The organism is Neobacillus niacini (assembly GCF_030817695.1).
GTDB lineage: Bacteria > Bacillota > Bacilli > Bacillales > Cytobacillaceae > Neobacillus > Neobacillus niacini_F.
In genome coordinates, this window is sequence record NZ_JAUSZQ010000002.1 from 732,667 (window position 1) to 751,515 (window position 18,849).

Below are 18,849 nucleotides of genomic sequence, written 5' to 3' on the forward strand. Positions count from 1 at the left end.
GTATATTTTTGTAAGAGAATAGCCCTACTTTTTCAGCCTGATTGTAGTTCCCTCCAAAAACAATGTTCCAAATATTCGGTGCCTGTGGTCAAGCCCCCGAAAAATAGACATTGGTAAATTCGACATTTATGATGCATTTTGGTAATTAAAATAATACATTTTAGGAGAAACGAATCCCATTCTTTTTCGGATTCGTTTTTCATTGTAATAACGAATATATTTCTTTAGATTTTGTTGAAAAGAATCGATTGGGCAGTTGGGATAAAAACAAGGGAATTCCGTTTTTAACTGCGAAAAAAAACTTTCAATAACAGCGTTATCCCAACAGTTTGCCTTTCGTGACATACTTGGTATGAAGTGTAGCTCTTTACTTAGATTGCGATACATGTGGGATCTGTAAACACTTCCTTGGTCGCTATGGATCAGAACGCCATCCAATGTATCCAATTTTCTCTTTTTCTGTGCTGCCTTGATGGTGGCTTTTATCAATTCCTTATTAGGGCTTGAACTCATTTCAAAGGCAATCACTTCACGGTTAAATAAATCCACAACTGCAGAAATATACAACTTTTCCTGTCCCATCAAAATCTCAGTCATATCCGTTACCCATTTCTGATTGGGATGAACGGCGTCAAAATCCCGATCTAATAGATTTTTATAGACATAGCCTGCAGATTGTTTCTTCGTTTCATGAGTAGTTTTTGGTTGCCTCACATTTGCTTTCAAATTGGCCTCATTCATGAGTCATGCTATTTTTTTATGGTTTATTATTATGCTTTCGGCTTTTAAAGCTCGGGATATTCTTTTGGCTCCATACGTAGCCTTGTGAAGGAAATAAACTCTTTTTATCTGTTTTAAATCTTAGCGTTCTTCTCCAGATGTTTGGCGCTTAGGGCGTTTAAGAAATGCAAAATAACCACTTGAAGAAACCCCGAGTATACGGCATAAAAGATTGACAGGGTAATCCTTTTCCAAATAAGAAATAGCTTCGAATTTTTTGCTTATTCGTTCTCTTTCAGAAAGGCCTGGAACTTTTTTAGGATTTCTATCTCGATCTCTTTTTCTTTTAATTTCTTCTCCAACTCCCGGGTCTGCTTTAAATCTTTTGACTGAGAAGGCTGCGAAATAGAGCGTGGATTCACTAGACCCTGCTCACCCTTACCCTTAAAAGAGATTACTGTTATTGCCCTCTCCAAATGACCTAAAGTTGACGGTATTGCCTGTCCAGAATTTGACGATTATAATGTCAGTATATAATTCGAAACATTTCGACATTTATAATTATGGAGAAAGGAAAAGACGCCTCCCATAATGTATATCTGCGCCAACAGATATACGGGAGACGTCCTCTAAAAGAAACTATATGATTATTGTATCAGATTATAAATTAATTGAAAACAATGGAGTTTTTTGTTAGGGGTGCAGGGTTGATTCCTTCTCCCTGTTGCGGGAAAAGTATGAGCGTTATTGGTACTAGAGATAGAAAATCTAGAGAAAGGTCTGGAGAGACAAAATTATATAATATTCGGCGAATGCGTTGTGATCAATGTGGCCGGATTCATCATGAATTACCAGATTTCTTAGTTCCATATAAGAGGTATGAGGCTGAATGCATTGAGTCGGTTCTTACGAACCCTTCTACACATGATGTTCCAGCCGATGAGTCTACACTATTTCGTTGGTTTGAATGGTTTAATCATTTCGTGGATTATTGGGCTAATTGCCTCATATCTATTGTGCTTCGAACGAAACAGGTAAAGGTCCCTTTGAATTTGACGTCCGCAAATTCAGAGACTGCACTTCATAGAATAGGACGACTGGTGGGGAATGCCCCGAGATGGCTAGAAAGAATTGTCCGTCCAATAGTGAATATTAATTTGTGGCTACATACCCGTTCTGCATTCTTGTCCGCAGATAGCTGATTTACACTCATGATAATCACATATGTAGAGGAGTGTTATCATGAAAGATCATAAAAAGGCAGAAGAAATTGCAGTTCAACGGTTCCAGCTGATCGCCCCTCTTTTGGAGGAAGGTTTAGATGCTGGGAAAGCAAAAGAATTAAAAAACCAATTATGTAGGACCAGCGGTCTTTCTGAAAGGACAATTAGACGTTACATTGAAAAGTACCGTAATGAAGGGTTCGGAGGATTAAAACCAAAAGGAATATCGGAAAAAGGGAAAAAAGAGGCCATCCCTCCTCATTTATTAGAACAGGCGATACTACTTAGGAAAGAAGCTCCTACTAGAAGTGTTGCCCAAATTATTCAAATTCTTGAGTGGGAGGGGTTGGCCCAACCAGGGCAGATTAAACGTTCTACTCTTCAGGAAAAGTTAACCGAGAGAGGATACAGTACTCGCCAAATGAAGCTCTACTCTCAAACAGGAGTAGCTGTTAGACGATTTCAAAAGCGTCATCGTAATCAGCTGTGGCAATCAGATATTAAATTTGGACCATATTTGCCCATAGGGCCAAATGGCACAAAAAAACAGGTTTATTTAGTCGCAATAATTGATGATGCAACTCGATTTATTTTACATGGAGCGTTCTATCCGACATTGGATTCTAGGATTATTGAGGATGCCTTTCGAAATGCGATTCAAAAATATGGATTACCTGAAGCTGTTTACTTTGATAATGGAAAACAGTATCGGACCAAATGGATGTCTCGTACCTGTTCCAAATTAGGGACAAGACTGATTTTTGCCAAACCGTATGCGGCAGAATCTAAAGGCAAGGTTGAACGGTTTAATAGAATCGTAGATTCGTTCTTAGGAGAAATAGCCCTAGAAAAGCCTAATTCTTTAGATCGGTTAAATGAGCTTTTTCAAGTATGGTTATCAGAGTGTTATCAAAATAAACCACACTCGGGTCTTGACAATATTAGTCCTGAAGCTGCGTTTCGAAGTGATAAAAAGGCCCTTCGCTTTATAGATCCAGATAAACTGGCTAATGCTTTCTTACATTGTGAAACAAGAAAAGTTGATAAATCGGGATGTATTAGTTTTATGGATCAGAAATATGAAGTGGGACTTTCCTTCATTGGGCGCAAAGTGGATGTTGTATATGATCCTGCGGATCTTGAGGAATTAACAATTGAATATGAAGGACATTCTCCGTGGAAGGCTAAAAAGCTAGTAATAGGTGAAAAGGCTGGAAAACGGCCAACATTACCTTCGCATCTACAAGCACATAAAGCGGATTCATCTAGACTACTAAAAGCAGCCGAACAAAAACATGAAGACCGAAAAGTTGCACAAGCTCCGGCTGTGTCATTCCGTGCTGTCTGGAAGGAGGATGGCGAGGATGTTTGAATCTTTTTACGGAATGAAGCAAACTCCTTTCACCAGGGATGTACCTACTGCTCAACTGTATGATTCCTTTACGATGCAGGAAGTATTAGGTCGTTTAAAGTATACAGCAGAAAGGCAGTTATTTGCAGTTTTAACAGGGGATTGTGGTACAGGTAAAACTACCACGATTCGGAAATTTGTCGATGGACTAGATCATGGGAAATTCCAAGTGCTTTATTTATCTGATTCCAAACTGACACCTAGGCATTTTTATAAAGGATTGTTAGAACAGCTAGGTTCCGAATCAAAGTTTTATAGAGGCGATGCCAAACGACAGCTTCATCGAGAAATTGAGTTAATGAGGGGTATTCATGGAATCCAGCCAGTCGTTGTGGTCGATGAGTCACATCTTCTAGACCGTGAGATGCTTGAGGAAGTACGGTTTTTACTCAATTTTAAGATGGATGCACAAAGCCCAATGGCCCTTATCCTTGTAGGACAAAGTGAATTATGGGATCGTCTCCGTCTTCAATCATACGCAGCCATACGCCAAAGAATTGATATTCAGTTCAAATTAAGTCACTATGATCGATCACAAGTGGATCAGTATGTCTCTCGACATCTAGAATATGCCGGAGTTGACCAACAAATCTTTTCAGACGGTGCCTTAGAAGAAATACATCGTTTTTCTGGTGGCACCCCGAGACTTATTAATAAGGTTTGTACACATAGCCTCCTTTACGGAGCACAAAACGGACGTCGAATAATTGATGACCATATGATTAAGCATGTCATTCAGGGTGAACTGACATGAAAAAACGATGGAGAAACATGGTATACAATGATTTTCTTGATTGTTGGATGATCTTTTGGGACGAAAGTAAGAGTGATTACAAGATTCGATGCGGGGATTCGTTCGAACTGCATCTTGGCAATGGGGTGCACCTTTTGTGCAGAATGGAACTCGGTAGTGACTGGTACATTCTTGTTGGACAAAATGATACGAAGTTTTATCTAAAACCAAATGAAATTTATCAGGTTAGTATTTAGTAAAAGGGGAAGCTAATGCGTGCTTCCCCTTTCTATCGGCCAACATTTCCGTCAGAATTTGGACAAATACGTACGTCAATTTCTTGTCATAACAGGGTGTCAGTAACAAGATTACCCAGCGATTCACTGTATCCCGGTGTAAATCCAGTTCATTTGCAACTTCAGCCACGGGCCTTTTATTTTCCAGCACTTGACGCACTGCTTCCAATTTAGTTTCGACACTATTATGTAATGATTGTTTTTTTCTCATGTTAATTTTCCCCCAAAGAAATCCAGATATGTCGTATCTTCATCATACTCTATATGTCTATTATAAGGGGGTCAACCACTGTCACTCCCCGAGTTTTGTCGAAGATTGATAGGTTTTTAGGTAACTAACACAGTGGTAAAATGTAGGTACTGATTATGGCCACTAGACTTTACCCCATTGACATGTTTTATACCAATGTCCGCCAATTAGTTAATTAGAATTGTTATCGAAGTAATTGTTGTTCATTTTTCTGGAACCTCAAAAATATTCTGTTCAGTCTAACTTTGAGGAAATTGGGAAAAGGAAATGTTAGACAAAAATTTTTACTATTTTTAACATAATATAACACAATTTTTGTTCTGTTCTTCTTATGATTAGGTTAAACATGTGGAGGAGGATGTTATTGTGCAAACAAATCTTACCATTCTTAACCCTTTTACCTTTAAAACATCTATGGATATTGCATTAGAAGTTACATTTCCTGTACTGGCCAGTGAAACACATGAAAATTTAATGTGTGTGGTAAAAAGAGTTCCGAATTATTTAAGGGCAGAAACATTAACTACCACTTCTGAAGAGAAGAATCAGTTAAAGGAATGCATACAGGCATTTAAACAGTCAAAAACATGTAGTTGGATAAGAGAAGACTTTCTTCAAGCTTTAAATGATATAGAGCGTCAATGCTAAAATTCGAATTTCGGTGCCTGGTGTATTAGATAATAAATGTCGAAAGGTATTTCCTCCAGAAATTACCTTTTTGATAAACTCATAATCAGCCATCTCGTACATACCTTTCCTCCTGAAGCTAATGATCTGGATATTTATTAGAATACAGTAGAGTATTACGAGGTGGTCAATTTTTTGGTTAGCGTTTGATTATAAGTGGTACAATTTTAGATTAGCAAATACATTGTTGCAAATCAGGAAGTTTTTTTTGAGTGATATTGTATAATGAAACTACAGCAATTCAGTAGAAATAAATGAAAAAATAGAAGGAACCATCACGGAAGGAATCAGACTTAGGGGAGGCGAGGAGAACCTTGATTGGACACATTTACCTTATGAAAGTTACTGACAAAGTGGTCCCAGCCTTGGTCATTGACGTAACCGGAGAGATGATAACAGCAGTTCAGATTATATCTTTGAAAAAAGGTTCTGGAAAGAATAAAGATGCGATTTTCACAATCGGAAAACCACAAGGGTTGAGAGACCAATCGGCCGTCCTTATTCGAAAGGTTCATCAAGTATCCCAGGAGAATCTAAGGAAGCATATATCCAGCATCCCAATCCAGCAGGTGAATAAAATCTTGTCTAAAAGAAACATCATACTTGAAAAAGAGTCTCTTCACAAAGAGATGCACCTTCTTAAAAGGAAAATATTACTTGGACAAATGAACAACGAACGAACTACAGAATGGGAACTGAGGCTAGATAAGGTGCTTACTGAACTAGGTTATCAACACAGCAGTAAGCGTGATAAAAAGGATTACAAAAATTACAGGCAAACACCGAATAAAGGATATATCAAAGTATACCTTGGAGGTAGGTAGGTAGGAGGGCTAATAACATCCTGTTTTTATTACGGTCACTCCCTAATATTCTTGTTTTATAAATTCCCGTTCCTGTGGTCAAGCCCCCAAAAATAGACATCAATAAATTTGACATATATGATGCATTTTGGTAATTTATATAATACATTTTAGGAGAAACGAATCCCATTCTATACTGGGTTCGTTTTTCGTTGTAGTAAATATCGGTGCCTGTCACTCCCCGATATATGTCAAGATTTGTAGAATAGTAGACAATAGTTATAGTTTGAATTGGTAGCAGGAATAATGCTATACAGATGCTTCAGAAGCAAAGAAAGACGTGACATTATCGTCATGGATTCCCCAAATTATTCATGTTAACGAGGTCAAACTACAAATTTATCTTATTATAAAAAATGTTACCCTTTTCTATCTTTATAACACTCCCTACACCCCGCCCACTGTTTCGACTGTAGATATGCGCTTCCCATTCATGTCCTTTTTTGCAAAGCCACCAGACCTTCTTATCTGATCCTGGTGTTACTAGATCTGGTGTTAAAGGTTTGTTTTTAGTAGGATGCCACTCCTGGGCCAAGGGTGGATTTCTAACTGCTAAGTTATTTGTAGAGTTTATCTTCTTGTTAGAACAATAAGGACAGCCACGCCCTATAGTCCTTTTATTTATAGCTGCTTCCCACTCATGGTGGTTTTTACAAATCCACCATACTTTTTTATTTGAATTAGGTAAAAAGTATTCAGGTGTAAGTATTCCATTCTTAATTGGATGCCACTCACCGGCTAAGGCTGGATTGATTGTAGCTATGGAGTTTTCCAGTGTAGCTTTTTGACCAGCACAAACGGGACACCCATGACCTTTAATTCTTGTATATACTGGGGCTTGCCAAGAGTGGTCATATTTACATCTCCACCAAATGTATAAGTGCGAAGATGAAGATACGTGCTCAGAGAGTAATGCGCCATTCTTGTTTAGATCCCATTCCACAGCCAACTCCGGATTGTTTTCTAATAGACTATTTTTACGATTTACAGGTGGTAAAAAATATCGATGCCTGTCACTCCTCGAGTTTTGTCGAAGATTGATAGGTTGTTAGATAGCTAATCAGTGATAGAATGGAGTTGCAGCTGTATATTGTGAGGGTGGCTGGGTTGTCGATCTTCTTTTCCTTTTTAGGGAAGGGGGTGATACTCCTGGAAACTTTTCTTGAAATTCACTCCCCGATAAGAAAACCACACCTCACCGTCGCATGCTAAAAAACGGTGCCTGGTGTCCCCTCAGATATTCTCCGTAAATTCTTTTGATATCGATAATCTGCAGGATTTTTGATTATTTTGTAGAAATATATCAAAGAAATACTTCGTATAAATCCTCAACTATATCATAAATATCTTCATTACTAAACCGCTTTTATTTCAATCATTATTCAACTCTCTTCCCCAAGCAATCTTACAAGGACAAGAAAGATTTTTATTTTTACCTAAACCTCTGACTATTAATCAAACACCTCAATTTTCTGAAACAGTACATAAAGATTTCTGTCACGTTATTGGTCATGAGCAAGCGAAACGGGCACTAGAAATTGCTGCTGCTGAAGAAGGGGAATGATAACGTGATTACGGCCATAGGAATTTACCACCTGTGCCATCTTTTGTACCACTCTTTGACAAAGAATTTACCAGGACTCGCCAACTCTTTACCAATTAAAAACTCCTCTCATTACTATTATGTAATGGGGAGGAGTTTTTTTGATTTAAAACATTTGGTTAAGCCTTGAAGAACTCTATTATGATTTTCCTTAATCCTTCGTGGATGTCCTGTTCAGTCCAAGTGTATGGAAAAGGTTCTTTCCCATATATATCAAAAAGCTTTTTCTTTAATTCCTTAGGGAAAGGATAGTACTCCTTATAGCCCAACCACACGGCCTTTAAACCTTTATTTGTTGTTTACATATGACCTTTATCCTTCAATGAATAGTAGGTTGTTCCTATTATGATATGGTCGAGTACTTCAATACCGACTATTTTGCCAAATTCACTTAGGCGCTTAGTGAAGTCAATATCTTCTCTTGAAGGATTTGGATTCCCACTTGGATGATTATGAGCGACCATTGCACTAACTTGCGCAGCTTCTCTTAATAAGTGCAGGAAGGGTATCATCCTATTAATAAATTCTCGCCAAAATCAGCAAGCACTACCTAGATTCTTCTTTTCAATATTTTCAAATAAATCAACTTTAAAGAATACTAATCCCAAGAAAAATTCAACATTAAAAACTTGATTTGTAATGGACGGTTGTAAGGTATTGATACATATATCGATAAAAAAATTAATATCAACTTCTAAAAATTGTATATTCTGGTAAAATTATCATATTTCACGTTAGAATATATGACACAAAATGAGACTTCTGTAAATTAATGCAATAGAGTTAAGGAAGAAATAAAAATATACTACCAAAAAGGAGGCACGAGTTTAAGAGTTTTGATAAATATAAATATATGGAGGAATAGAAAATGATAGGGAAGAAAGTAAAACAAAGCTTAGCTGCTATGACAGTGGCATCTTTAATTCTTGTAGGAACAACTTCAATTGTTAACGGAACTTTAACTCAAAATATTACATACGCAGCAGAAGAGGAAAAAGAAAAAGAGACTAAGGTCAGTGATTTACCAAGGGTTGAGGTTATTGGTACTGGTGGAACAATTTCAGGTAAATCAACGGATGAAACGAGCTTTATTAATTATAAATCTGGTAGTTTAGCTATTCAAGATATGGTTAATGAATTGCCTAATGTTGAAAAAATGGCAAATGTTGCTACAACGCAATTTGGAAATAAAGGTTCATCAGGTTATTCCATGCAGGATCTGTATGACTTATCTCTTTTAGTAGATGAAAAATTGAAAACGAATGATGGTGTTGTTGTAACCTCTGGAACAGATACAATGGAGGAAATTGCGTATTTTCTTGATTTGACTGTTCAAAGCAATAAACCTGTAGTTGTAACAGGTTCAATGCGACCTTGGACTGTAATTGGTAGTGACGCACAGGCGAATTTATTTAATGCTATTAAACTAGCAGCAAGTAATAAAACAAATAATTTTGGGACAGTAGTCATGTTGAATGATACGATAAATCCTGCAAGAGATGTAACAAAAACCAACAGTTATAGAGTAGACACATTTGAATCTCAATCTGGTGCATTAGGATATATCGACCAAGATAATATTCAAATCTATGAAGCGCCTGCTCGTGCACTAGCTAAGGTAAATGAATGGAAAACACCATTTAACTTAAATGGAATTTCTAAAGAAAACTTAGCTAGGGTAGAAATTGTCTATTCGTACCAAGGTGCTGGAGGGGAAGCAATAAAGGCATTTATAGATGCTGGTGTCAAGGGAATAGTTACAGCAGGAACTGGAGCAGGTGGTATTTCATCCGCGCAATCAGCTGAGAGAAAAAGTGGGATTGAAAAAGGTGTTATTTTCATGAGTACTACACGTACGGGGTCTGGTAGCGTTTATTCAAGTGAAAATGGAATTGTTTCAGGAGACAATTTAAACGCGCAACATGCTCGTATTCTATTAATGTTATCTTTATCTTTCTCTAAAGACTTTAATCAAGTTAAAGAGTGGGTATCTGAATACGGAGTAAGACAAGTTAATTCACAATATTAATTCCGGTGCCTGTCACTCCCCGATATTTGACGAAGATTGATAGGTTTTTAGATAACTAAACAGTGTTAGAATGTAGTTGCAGCTGAAAATTATTGGGGTGGTGGTTGTCGTCTTCTTTCCGTTTTTAGGGAAGGAGGTGATAATCATGGAAACATTTCTTGAAATTCTACGAGAAGTTCTGAAGGGAATGGGGCGGGAAGTTTGCGCATATTTTTTTCGGAAGAATGTTCTAGAAGACAGGAAAACCACCCTACGCCGTCGCAAGCAAAAGGGTGGTTCAGATAAAATATAAACATTGACAACCACTACCCTGACGGTAGAAACTGTATGGAGAAGTGTTACCAGCACTTCTCTTTTTTATTATATGTCCATTATACACAAAATTATTCCAGTAGAGAAGGGATTCAACCTCGTCTCCATCACTGTGACTCCTCGGATTATGTTCGAGGATTGATAGCCTTTTTTAAAAACGAAACATTTATTTAAGTGCCATTTTATTTTATTTTTTCCATAGCAATGCAGGATTTTCGATTATTTTGTAGAATTATAGAAAAGAAATACTTCGTATAATTCTTCAACTATATCTTCAATATCTTCATCACTAAACCGCTGTTATTTTAATTCATTCATTATTCAACTATATCTCCTTAGACATTTTGTGTTAAGCCTGTATTTATTTTCTAGGCTCTTTCCCATAGAATGTTGTTTTTTACTAAAAAAGGCGACCACTGATATAAACAGGTCCCAAAAATTCACGGGATTAATCTTTCCTAAACATCGAATAAATATCTCCGACTACAGAAATCAATCCTCCGAGTGTGTAGGTGGCAAGAAGAGCCCCTTTGCTTCTGATATACCTATTTTTGTAATCTTCTCCTATTGTTTGCTCGTAGAATTCTCTGGTTGCTACCCCATCGAAAAGAATGGATTTTAATCCTATAACGAAACCGACAAATAACCACATCATAAGTGCTATTCCTAAATGATAAAGAAACAAACAACACAACTCCTTTGTGATAGTAGCTCTTAGTCTAATTACTACTATTATAAACATTTATTAAGAATATAGTAAAAATATATTAAAAATAGCAACAATCTCTCCGAAAAGAGCGATTTTCTAACAATAAAAAAATTATGTTTGGAGGCTGTTATATGACGGTCAATGTTTCTAATATTGGTTTAAAAGGACTTGAAGGTTATCGAGTTCAGGTGCAGGTCAGGATATCACCAGGTAAGGAATCGATGGTGATCGTAGGGTTGCCCGATGCTTCAGTTAAGGAGTCTAGGGAACGGGTGTTAGCTGCCCTTAGTCACTTTGGCAAAGATGTTACCGATCAAAAGGTTGTCGTTAATCTTTCACCACCTGAGCAAAAGAAGAATGGACCTTTGTTTGATGTAGCGATGGCGATTGCGGCATTGAAGAGCTAAAGGTTATCAAGGAAGAAATCAAGCCAGATACAGCATTTATTGGAACGTTAGCACTCGACGGAACGATCGAGAGTGCGGAGGGGTTGCTGCCAGCCTTAATCGCAGCGAAAGCCCTTGGTCTAAAGCTGATTTACATCCCCGATGATCCCACCATACCAATTAACATGCTACATGGTTTAAATTTTGTTGTTGTTAAGCATATCAAAGAAGTTGTTCAGCATTTACAAGGACAAGAAAGTCTTACATTTCTCACCAATCCTCTAATTACCGATCAAAAACTACCTTTTTATGAAGCAGTACATAAGGATTTCAGTAACGTTATTGGTCATGAGCAGGCAAAACGAGCATTAGAAATTGCCGCCGCTGGTGAACATAATGTGTTGATGAGCGGTCCTCCAGGCTGTGGAAAAAGTTTACTGGCTGAAACATTCCCCTCGATACTGCCTTCCCTTACGGATCAAGCACAGCTAGAAGTCATGAGTCTTTATCAGCTTGTAGGAGAAAAACGCAGCCACTACCAAACCGTTCCCTATAGACATCCTCATCATTCCGCTTCATCGGTAGCAATTATTGGTGGAGGCTCAAGTCCGAAACCGGGTGAAATCTCGCTGGCACATCGTGGTGTGTTATTTTTGGACGAAATTGCAGAATTCACGAAAAAGACCCTTGATATGCTCAGACAGCCACTGGAGACAGGAGAGGTGACCATTAGCAGGGCACATTCAACTGTGACATATCCTTAAATTTTATATGAATTTGAGAATATTTAGATTAAGTGAATGCTTTTTTACCTAGAAGCTTAATTTAGAAAGATAGTAATTTATTAGAATAAATAATTGACAAAAAGCGCTTTCAGTAATATGATTTAATCAGTTGGTAAATTAAATTAACTAACCAAGTGAGGAATTAATGAAAACGTTTCCTGCTAGTTAGTTAAAAACAATTTCGCCTAAGGGGGAGACAATATTGAAAAAGAAATGGATAGGTATTGCAATGACTGCGGCTCTTACACTTGGATCTCTAGCAGGTTGTGCAGGAGCTAAAGAGGAAACCACGAACACTGAAGGAGCAAATGGAAATAAAATTACGTACTGGGCTCCATTTTCTGGCGCTGATGGTCCACGGATGAAAACAATTGTGGAAAACTATAATAAGTCGCAGGATCAATACGAAGTGGATTTTCAAGTTGTTCCTCAGTCAGATTACTATAAAACGGTTGACCTTGCTTTATCCGGTCAAAAGAATGCACCTGATGTTTTAGTGATGCATACAGATCAAATGAAAAACTATGCTGATAAGAATTTATTAAAAGACTTAAGCGATACGATTGAAAAGACTGGAGTTAAAGCAGAGGATTATTCCGAAACGGCTTGGAATGCTGGGAATATTAATGATAAACAGTATTCGATTCCTTTGGATATCCATCCGCTAGTTATGTATTATAACAAGGATTTGTTTGAAGCGGCCGGTTTAGACCCGGAGAATCCGCCAACCAATCGGGAGGAGTTCGTTGCAGCTGCTAAAAAGCTGACTGACTCGTCTAAGAATCAATACGGATTTGTCGTACCAACACTTTGGCCAAACCAATTTATATTCCCAACGATTTTATTCCAAAATGGCGGCGAACTTATGAACGATGGTAAGCCAACCTACAACAGCCCGGAAGCGGTTGAAGCTTTAACGTTCTACAGTGATTTGATTCACAAAGAAAAAGTTTCGCCTAAAAATGTTCAACAAGATGGTGAGGTTACCTTATTCTTGCAAGGCAAAAATGCTATGCATCTAAATGGTCCATGGATGATGGAACAATGGGATAAAGCGGGCATCAACTATGGTGTAGCACCAGTTCCACAGCTTGGAACCAAGCAACAAGCTGTTTATGCAAATGGACATAATTTCGTTATCCCTGCATCTGTTAAAGATGCAGAAAAGTTAGAGGGTATTACCGACTTCTTGAAATTCGTTGCTGGGAACACTATGGAATGGGCTAAATCAGGACAAGCTCCTACTTCAAAAGCTATTTATGAGCAAAACGAAGAATTCAAACAAATGAAGCAGCAGCCAATTGTAGCATCAGAATTTGAATATGCTAAATTTGCACCTGTCATTGCGAACTGGGGTCAATTATCCGAACCTCTTTGGGCAGAAGTGAACCTTGCTTTACTGGGTCAGAAGGATCCGAAAAAAGCATTGGATGATGCCAATAAAAAGGCCGAACAATTATTAAATAAGTAATTTTAGCATGGGAGGCGGACGGGTGGATGTTTCATCAGTCCGTCTCTCTTATTTTTAAAATCGAAAGGAGGAAGATGAATGAGTAAATCAAGCTGGAAATCACAATTGACTTCAAGTCTGTTTGTTCTACCTTACTTGTTTTTGTTTGTTGTTTTTCTATTATTTCCAATTGGTTATGGAGCATGGATGAGTCTTCATAACTGGGATTTGTTAAATCCGGTACATGAATTTGTCGGATTCAAAAATTACCTGAATATCTTTGATGCTGACTCTTATTTAAATGACTTATTTTTTGAAGGGTTAAAAAATACGTTCCAATTCGTTGTTTATAGTGTGCCGTTATTAGTTTCTGTAGGATTAGGGCTGGCTATATTAGTGAACGCCCTGCCCGGAAAATTCAAAGGGATCTTCCGTACGGTGTACTTTATTCCTTATTCTGTTTCTGTTTCGGTAGTAGCGATTATTTGGTTATGGATTCTGGATACGAACAGCGGGTTAATCAATCAATACCTGCTAAAATGGGGCCTGCCAATCATTCCGTGGCTGACAGAAATTCCGTGGGCTTGGGTTTCACTCGTCATAGCCACACTTTGGTGGACAATTGGTTTTAACATGGTTATTTTCATTAATGCCTTAAATGATGTATCGGAGGAACTTTATGAGGCTGGCTCGCTTGATGGTGCAAACCGCTGGCAGCGTTTTATTCATATCACGTTGCCGAGCATTAAACCTACGATGCTGTTTGTTGTGATAACCTCAACCATCGCTTCCTTTAATATCTACGGTCAGCCGTACTTAATGACACGGGGAGGCCCGGGAACGGAAACGAAGGTGTTATTAATGAACATTGTCGATGAAGCTTTCAAACAGCGGCAATTGGGAAATGCAGCAGCTATGTCGCTGCTAATGGCATTAATCATGATTATTATTTCGGTCGTGCAATTCCGATTATCCAATCGAAAGGAGTAGATCCGCATGCAAAGTAAAACGTTCAAGATTATTATGGTTATCGTGGCAATTATTGTTGGCTTGATATTTATCGTTCCGATTTTATGGATGCTGGCTACTTCCTTTAAGACGGATCAGGAAGCATTTACGGCGGGTATTAAGTGGCTTCCAGAAGTATTTACACTCGAAAATTATCAGTATACGTTAGCGGGTAATACCGATACACCAGTATTGAAATGGATGGGGAACTCGCTGTTTGTTGGGTTTGTTGGAACGCTCATTGTCCTTTTCGTCGATACATTGGCAGCCTATGGACTTGCCCGTCTAGATGTACCGTTTAAAAAGACATTGATCAGCATTTTTATTGGATCAATGACGATTCCATGGGTTATTACGTTCCTGCCTTTATATATGGAATTCAGTGCCCTTGGACTTTTGGACACTTATGCGGTATTGATTCTTCCTTATTCCGCAAACGCTTTTGGTGTGTTCCTGCTTTATCAATATTTTCACGGATTTCCTAAGGAGTTGGAAGAAGCAGCATTCCTTGATGGGGCAAATAAATGGCAAGTATTCGTAAAAGTGGTTCTGCCGTCCGCCCGTCCTGTTATCTGGACACTAGCCATCTTTACTTTCATGGGCATCTATAACGACTTCTTATGGCCACTTGTTACAACGAACTCTCCGGAAATGAGAACCATTACAACCGGTATTGCCATCATGCAGCAAGGCAGCTTCGTATCTTCACCAGGAAGGTTAATGGCTTTAACCTCGATTGCAACAATTCCGGCCGTTCTCTTGTTTATCATGGGCCAGCGCTCGTTCATTAAAGGAGTAAATCAAACCGGGATAAAATAATTTAGACAGGCGATAAAACCGTTTCGGAAGGGATGAGAACAAATCATGTCAGTACCTCGTAATGAATATCCAAGACCGCAGCTGGTCAGGAAAGATTGGATGAATTTAAATGGCGAATGGGATTTTGCATTTGATGATGAAAATATAGGTGTAAAGGATAAATGGTTTCAAAAAGAAAATGTGTTTGATCGGAAGATTACGGTACCGTTTGCTTACCAAACCAAGTTAAGCGGAATCCAGGATCCGACTTTTCATGATTATGTATGGTACCGACGGGAATTTATGGTCCCAAGAAGTTGGAACAGTGAGAGAATCATGTTACATTTTGGAGCGGTAGACTATCGGGCGTGGATTTATATAAATGGCCAGTATGCTGGTTTTCATGAAGGAGGGAATACTTCTTTCACCCTTGATATTACCGATTATTTAACCTGGGGTAATGAGACTGTGGTTGTAAAAGTCGAAGATCCATCTACCGATGAAACCATCCCTAGAGGAAAGCAATTCTGGATGGAAAAATCGGATTCCATTTGGTATACCCGAACAACTGGCATTTGGCAAACCGTTTGGTTGGAGCCGGTAAGCCCAACAAGGATTGCGAAACTTAGATTAACTCCGGATATTGACCGCGGAGATGTGATCGTTGAGTTTGAGGTTTCAGGTGATATTACTGGTAAGAAGGCAGAAATCGAAGTCAGTTTCCAGGGTGAACGGGTTGCGCGAGATACCATCGAAATTTTCGAAACGTTTCATAAACGTGCGATCAATCTGTATAATCGTAAGATTTTCAGAACAGCTTTCCATCATGACGGCTGGAACTGGACACCTGAAAATCCAAACTTGTTCGATATCAAGCTGACTCTAACAGATGTAGATGATCAATTTAACTATGATGAGATTGACTCTTATTTCGGCATGAGAAAGGTTCATATTGAAAATGGAATGGTTTATTTAAATAACAAGCCATACTATCAAAAATTAGTCCTCGACCAAGGGTATTGGCCAGAGGGATTATTAACCGCTCCAACGGATGAGGATCTAAAAAAAGATATTGAACTAGCCTTGGAAATGGGCTTTAATGGATGTAGAAAGCATCAAAAAGTAGAGGATCCGCGCTTCCTTTATTGGGCAGACCAATTAGGGTTCCTTGTTTGGGGAGAATGTGCTGCATCTCCATCCTATAGTGAGGATGCTGCTGCCAGGTTGACGAAAGAATGGATTGAAATCATTGAAAGAGATTATAATCATCCGTCCATCGTGGCTTGGGTTCCAGTTAATGAAAGCTGGGGAGTTCCATTTATTAAGGCGAATAAGCAGCAGCAACACCATTCTTTAGCCATGTACCATCTGATTCATTCTCTTGATCCAACTCGTTTGGTAATCTCCAATGATGGTTGGGAGCTGACAGAAACGGATATTTGTGCAATTCATAACTATAATCATGGTTCAGCAGATGAAACGGCCAAATACGAAGCATTTAAGGAATCGCTATCCACGAAGGAAAGTCTCCTTGAATCCAAACCGGCCAATCGCGGAATCTATGCTGATGGATTTGAGCATAAAGGCGAACCAATCTTGCTGACTGAATTTGGAGGCATTGGCTTCAAAGTCGGAGAAGATAATGGCTGGGGCTATACATCCGTTAAAGATGAGCAGGAGTTTATTTCCGATTATCTTAGGGTGATGGAAGCGGTTTATGCATCTAAGGCGTTGCACGGTTACTGCTATACTCAGTTAACCGATGTTGAACAAGAGATTAATGGACTATTATCTTATAACCGTGGACCAAAATGTGAACTATCAAAAATTAGAGAAATCAACAATATGTGGCACTCCAATATTGTAAAATTATAATATAGCATTTGTAATTAATAGAATCCTTTCAAAAAAGGCGTTCAAAAACTACTTGCTAATTTAGTGAATGAACGCTCTTTTAAGAGAGGTTTTTGTATTATAGCTGGAAAAGGGGTGAAGTTCGTTGAGTCACGATACCAAAACCGGTAGTTTCGAAAGAATGAAGCAGTTTAACCAATCAAGGGTTTTAAATATGATTCGGTTAAAAGAACCAATTTCGAGAGCTGATATTGCCAAATTAACAAAGCTAACGAAACCAACTGTCAGTTCCATGGTCAGTGAATTGATGGAAAAAAACCTGATTACAGAGGAAGAGGCGGCTAACTCGACGGTGGCGGGTGGCAGAAAGCCGTTTTTGCTCCGTATTAACTATTCAGCTTATTACATCATCGGAGTCTATGCTGCCGCGGAGGTAGTGCGGGTTATTTTGAGTACAATGGATGGGAAAATCGTTTCCGACTACAGCAAGGAAATGGTTGAACTTCCTGGAAAAGATGAATTTATGGACATAATTATTGAAAATATCCACCATGTACTCAATCATTCACAGATAGAAAGAGAGTTAATTCTCGGAATCGGGTTTGCCATGCATGGATTAGTTGACCCGGATCAAGGGGTGGCTATCTTTTCTCCGCATTTACATCTTGAGGATATCCGAATAAAAGAAACCTTGGAACGGGAATTCCTACTTCCTGTCATGGTTGAAAATGACGTTCGGGCGTTGGCCATTGCTGAAAGTTGGTTTGGACAAGGCCAAGGTATCTCTGATTTTGTTGTTCTTAGTGTAGGGCTTGGTATTGGTTCCGGAATCTTTATTAAAGATGAAATCTATAAAAGTCCCTTTAACACTGCAGGGGAGATTGGACATACCATCCTCGAAGTGAATGGACCAAAATGCCAGTGCGGGAATAATGGCTGCCTGGAAGCCTATGCATCTGAAGTAGCTATATTTGAAAAGGTAAAAAGGGAATTAGAACATCATCAGGAGAGCATCATTCACGAATGGATAAAGGTTGGCAAAACAAATCTCACATTAGATATGGTATTTAAAGCTGCCAAGGAAGGCGACCCGTTTGTTATATCGATTTTAGAAGAAACCGGACGCTCTCTCGGATTAGCAGCAGCAAATATGATTAATATTCTTAAGCCTTCCAAACTAATTTTAGAAGGTTATATATTTGAACAAGGGGATTTTATAGTATCACCACTCAAAGAAATGATTGAGAAGTATACCTTTAAAAGTCCCCATGAACAAATTTCCGTCGTTTGTTCCACATTGGGAAAGACAGGCATGGTCTTGGGGGCCGTGACATTGGTATTGCACAAACTGTTTAAAACAGATAATTGAAAATAATAGGCAGTACCACATTCTAAAAAACAAAAATCAATCGATGCGAAAAAAGGACTAGACCAACTGGAGGGCACTAAAAAAGTCCCTTATATCGGTGCCTGTCACTCCCTGAATAATCTTGTTTCATAGAATTGTTCCACATGTGATGATAATAATAAGAAACAATGCAATAAATAGATATAAGTTTGAAATCTCGAGAGGGATTTCTTTTAGTTTCACCCTATTTTTTTAACACCACCTCATAAGCCCCCAATCAAGCAACGCAGATAAACCCGAAGCTCCTCTTGGTACGATACATGTACAATTAAAAGAGGTGCTTTTTCTTATACCAAAACAAAAATCAAAAATCGTCCCCGTTTC

General features: G+C 38.4%; 19 protein-coding genes and 2 pseudogenes. 14 read left to right on the plus strand and 7 right to left on the minus strand.

Annotation, left to right across the window (positions count from 1 at the left end; genetic code table 11):
- Positions 1–126 precede the first annotated feature (126 nt).
- Positions 127–741 (minus strand): IS3 family transposase, encoded by a 615-nt coding sequence (locus tag QFZ28_RS03920; protein WP_307193438.1) that lies wholly within the window; start codon positions 739–741, stop codon positions 127–129.
- Positions 742–744: 3 nt separating this feature from the next.
- Positions 745–849, minus strand: coding sequence for an IS3 family transposase (locus tag QFZ28_RS29660; protein WP_373428110.1), 105 nt, complete (start codon positions 847–849; stop codon positions 745–747).
- A 551-nt stretch (positions 850–1,400) separates the two neighbouring features.
- Here QFZ28_RS29660 and QFZ28_RS03925 point away from each other — a divergent pair.
- The 4 genes from QFZ28_RS03925 to QFZ28_RS03940 are packed head-to-tail and all read left to right on the plus strand — an operon-like array spanning position 1,401 to position 4,344.
- The gene (locus tag QFZ28_RS03925; protein ID WP_307196943.1) at positions 1,401–1,922 is read left to right on the plus strand and encodes a DUF6431 domain-containing protein; all 522 of its coding nucleotides are present in this window, start codon (positions 1,401–1,403) and stop codon (positions 1,920–1,922) included.
- Positions 1,923–1,962: 40 nt separating this feature from the next.
- The gene (locus QFZ28_RS03930) at positions 1,963–3,315 is read left to right on the plus strand and encodes a DDE-type integrase/transposase/recombinase (RefSeq protein ID WP_307193439.1); all 1,353 of its coding nucleotides are present in this window, start codon (positions 1,963–1,965) and stop codon (positions 3,313–3,315) included.
- Entirely contained in the window at positions 3,308–4,108 is an 801-nt protein-coding gene (locus QFZ28_RS03935) for an ExeA family protein (protein WP_307193440.1), read from the plus strand. The genes QFZ28_RS03930 and QFZ28_RS03935 overlap by 8 nt, the downstream gene beginning before the upstream one ends.
- The gene (locus QFZ28_RS03940; RefSeq protein ID WP_307193441.1) at positions 4,105–4,344 is read left to right on the plus strand and encodes a DUF5348 domain-containing protein; all 240 of its coding nucleotides are present in this window, start codon (positions 4,105–4,107) and stop codon (positions 4,342–4,344) included. Before QFZ28_RS03935 ends, QFZ28_RS03940 begins: the two co-directional genes overlap by 4 nt.
- Here the strand turns inward: QFZ28_RS03940 and QFZ28_RS03945 are convergent.
- Positions 4,334–4,594, minus strand: a complete 261-nt coding sequence (locus tag QFZ28_RS03945; protein WP_307193442.1) for a transposase — start codon at positions 4,592–4,594, stop codon at positions 4,334–4,336. The genes QFZ28_RS03940 and QFZ28_RS03945 overlap by 11 nt on opposite strands.
- A 405-nt stretch (positions 4,595–4,999) precedes the next feature.
- Here QFZ28_RS03945 and QFZ28_RS03950 point away from each other — a divergent pair, with 405 nt between their 5' ends.
- A complete protein-coding gene (locus tag QFZ28_RS03950) occupies positions 5,000–5,281 on the plus strand; it encodes a hypothetical protein (protein ID WP_307193443.1) in 282 nt (93 codons plus the stop codon).
- Here the strand turns inward: QFZ28_RS03950 and QFZ28_RS03955 are convergent.
- Positions 5,255–5,383, minus strand: coding sequence for a hypothetical protein (locus QFZ28_RS03955; protein WP_307193444.1), 129 nt, complete (start codon positions 5,381–5,383; stop codon positions 5,255–5,257). The two genes, QFZ28_RS03950 and QFZ28_RS03955, sit on opposite strands and share 27 nt — an antisense overlap.
- A gap of 272 nt (positions 5,384–5,655) precedes the next feature.
- Between QFZ28_RS03955 and QFZ28_RS03960 the strand changes: the two genes are divergently transcribed.
- On the plus strand, positions 5,656–6,144 hold the full coding sequence (locus QFZ28_RS03960; protein ID WP_307193445.1) for a hypothetical protein: 489 nt from the start codon (positions 5,656–5,658) through the stop codon (positions 6,142–6,144).
- Positions 6,145–6,514: 370 nt separating this feature from the next.
- Here the strand turns inward: QFZ28_RS03960 and QFZ28_RS03965 are convergent, their stop codons facing one another.
- Together QFZ28_RS03965 and QFZ28_RS03970 are read right to left on the minus strand one after the other, a co-directional pair.
- Positions 6,515–7,126 carry a zinc-ribbon domain-containing protein gene (locus QFZ28_RS03965; protein ID WP_307193446.1) on the minus strand — a complete coding sequence of 204 codons (612 nt, stop codon included), beginning with the start codon at positions 7,124–7,126 and terminating at the stop codon, positions 6,515–6,517.
- A 959-nt stretch (positions 7,127–8,085) separates the two neighbouring features.
- Positions 8,086–8,289, minus strand: a pseudogene (locus tag QFZ28_RS03970) (JAB domain-containing protein); the annotation flags it as partial.
- Between the two features lie 365 nt (positions 8,290–8,654).
- Between QFZ28_RS03970 and QFZ28_RS03975 the strand changes: the two are divergent.
- Entirely contained in the window at positions 8,655–9,815 is a 1,161-nt protein-coding gene (locus tag QFZ28_RS03975; RefSeq protein ID WP_307193447.1) for an asparaginase, read from the plus strand.
- Between the two features lie 145 nt (positions 9,816–9,960).
- Entirely contained in the window at positions 9,961–10,107 is a 147-nt protein-coding gene (locus QFZ28_RS03980; protein ID WP_307193448.1) for a hypothetical protein, read from the plus strand.
- Positions 10,108–10,575: 468 nt separating this feature from the next.
- Here the strand turns inward: QFZ28_RS03980 and QFZ28_RS03985 are convergent, their stop codons facing one another.
- Positions 10,576–10,812 (minus strand): hypothetical protein, encoded by a 237-nt coding sequence (locus QFZ28_RS03985; RefSeq protein ID WP_307193449.1) that lies wholly within the window; start codon positions 10,810–10,812, stop codon positions 10,576–10,578.
- Positions 10,813–10,967: 155 nt separating this feature from the next.
- Here QFZ28_RS03985 and QFZ28_RS03990 point away from each other — a divergent pair.
- The 6 genes and pseudogenes from QFZ28_RS03990 to QFZ28_RS04015 form a co-directional block, all read left to right on the plus strand.
- A pseudogene (locus tag QFZ28_RS03990) lies at positions 10,968–11,983 on the plus strand (YifB family Mg chelatase-like AAA ATPase); the annotation flags it as partial.
- Between the two features lie 226 nt (positions 11,984–12,209).
- The gene (locus QFZ28_RS03995; protein WP_307193450.1) at positions 12,210–13,478 is read left to right on the plus strand and encodes an ABC transporter substrate-binding protein; all 1,269 of its coding nucleotides are present in this window, start codon (positions 12,210–12,212) and stop codon (positions 13,476–13,478) included.
- 78 nt (positions 13,479–13,556) lie between these two features.
- Complete coding sequence (locus tag QFZ28_RS04000) at positions 13,557–14,447, plus strand: carbohydrate ABC transporter permease (RefSeq protein WP_307193451.1); 891 nt, start codon at positions 13,557–13,559, stop codon at positions 14,445–14,447.
- Between the two features lie 6 nt (positions 14,448–14,453).
- Positions 14,454–15,284, plus strand: a complete 831-nt coding sequence (locus tag QFZ28_RS04005; protein ID WP_307193452.1) for a carbohydrate ABC transporter permease — start codon at positions 14,454–14,456, stop codon at positions 15,282–15,284.
- Between the two features lie 45 nt (positions 15,285–15,329).
- The gene (locus tag QFZ28_RS04010) at positions 15,330–17,138 is read left to right on the plus strand and encodes a glycoside hydrolase family 2 protein (protein WP_307193453.1); all 1,809 of its coding nucleotides are present in this window, start codon (positions 15,330–15,332) and stop codon (positions 17,136–17,138) included.
- 124 nt (positions 17,139–17,262) lie between these two features.
- Positions 17,263–18,486: an ROK family transcriptional regulator gene (locus tag QFZ28_RS04015; protein ID WP_307193454.1), complete on the plus strand. Its 1,224-nt coding sequence runs from the start codon at positions 17,263–17,265 to the stop codon at positions 18,484–18,486.
- Positions 18,487–18,849 lie beyond the last annotated feature (363 nt).

Coding starts and splice junctions, on each gene's coding strand:
- QFZ28_RS03920 (WP_307193438.1), bottom strand. CDS start 741: ATGAATGAGGCCAATTTGAAAGCAAATGTGAGGCAACCAAAAACTACT.
- QFZ28_RS03925 (WP_307196943.1), top strand. CDS start 1,401: ATGGAGTTTTTTGTTAGGGGTGCAGGGTTGATTCCTTCTCCCTGTTGC.
- QFZ28_RS03930 (WP_307193439.1), top strand. CDS start 1,963: ATGAAAGATCATAAAAAGGCAGAAGAAATTGCAGTTCAACGGTTCCAG.
- QFZ28_RS03935 (WP_307193440.1), top strand. CDS start 3,308: ATGTTTGAATCTTTTTACGGAATGAAGCAAACTCCTTTCACCAGGGAT.
- QFZ28_RS03940 (WP_307193441.1), top strand. CDS start 4,105: ATGAAAAAACGATGGAGAAACATGGTATACAATGATTTTCTTGATTGT.
- QFZ28_RS03945 (WP_307193442.1), bottom strand. CDS start 4,594: ATGAGAAAAAAACAATCATTACATAATAGTGTCGAAACTAAATTGGAA.
- QFZ28_RS03955 (WP_307193444.1), bottom strand. CDS start 5,383: ATGTACGAGATGGCTGATTATGAGTTTATCAAAAAGGTAATTTCTGGA.
- QFZ28_RS03960 (WP_307193445.1), top strand. CDS start 5,656: ATGAAAGTTACTGACAAAGTGGTCCCAGCCTTGGTCATTGACGTAACC.
- QFZ28_RS03975 (WP_307193447.1), top strand. CDS start 8,655: ATGATAGGGAAGAAAGTAAAACAAAGCTTAGCTGCTATGACAGTGGCA.
- QFZ28_RS03980 (WP_307193448.1), top strand. CDS start 9,961: ATGGAAACATTTCTTGAAATTCTACGAGAAGTTCTGAAGGGAATGGGG.
- QFZ28_RS04000 (WP_307193451.1), top strand. CDS start 13,557: ATGAGTAAATCAAGCTGGAAATCACAATTGACTTCAAGTCTGTTTGTT.
- QFZ28_RS04005 (WP_307193452.1), top strand. CDS start 14,454: ATGCAAAGTAAAACGTTCAAGATTATTATGGTTATCGTGGCAATTATT.
- QFZ28_RS04010 (WP_307193453.1), top strand. CDS start 15,330: ATGTCAGTACCTCGTAATGAATATCCAAGACCGCAGCTGGTCAGGAAA.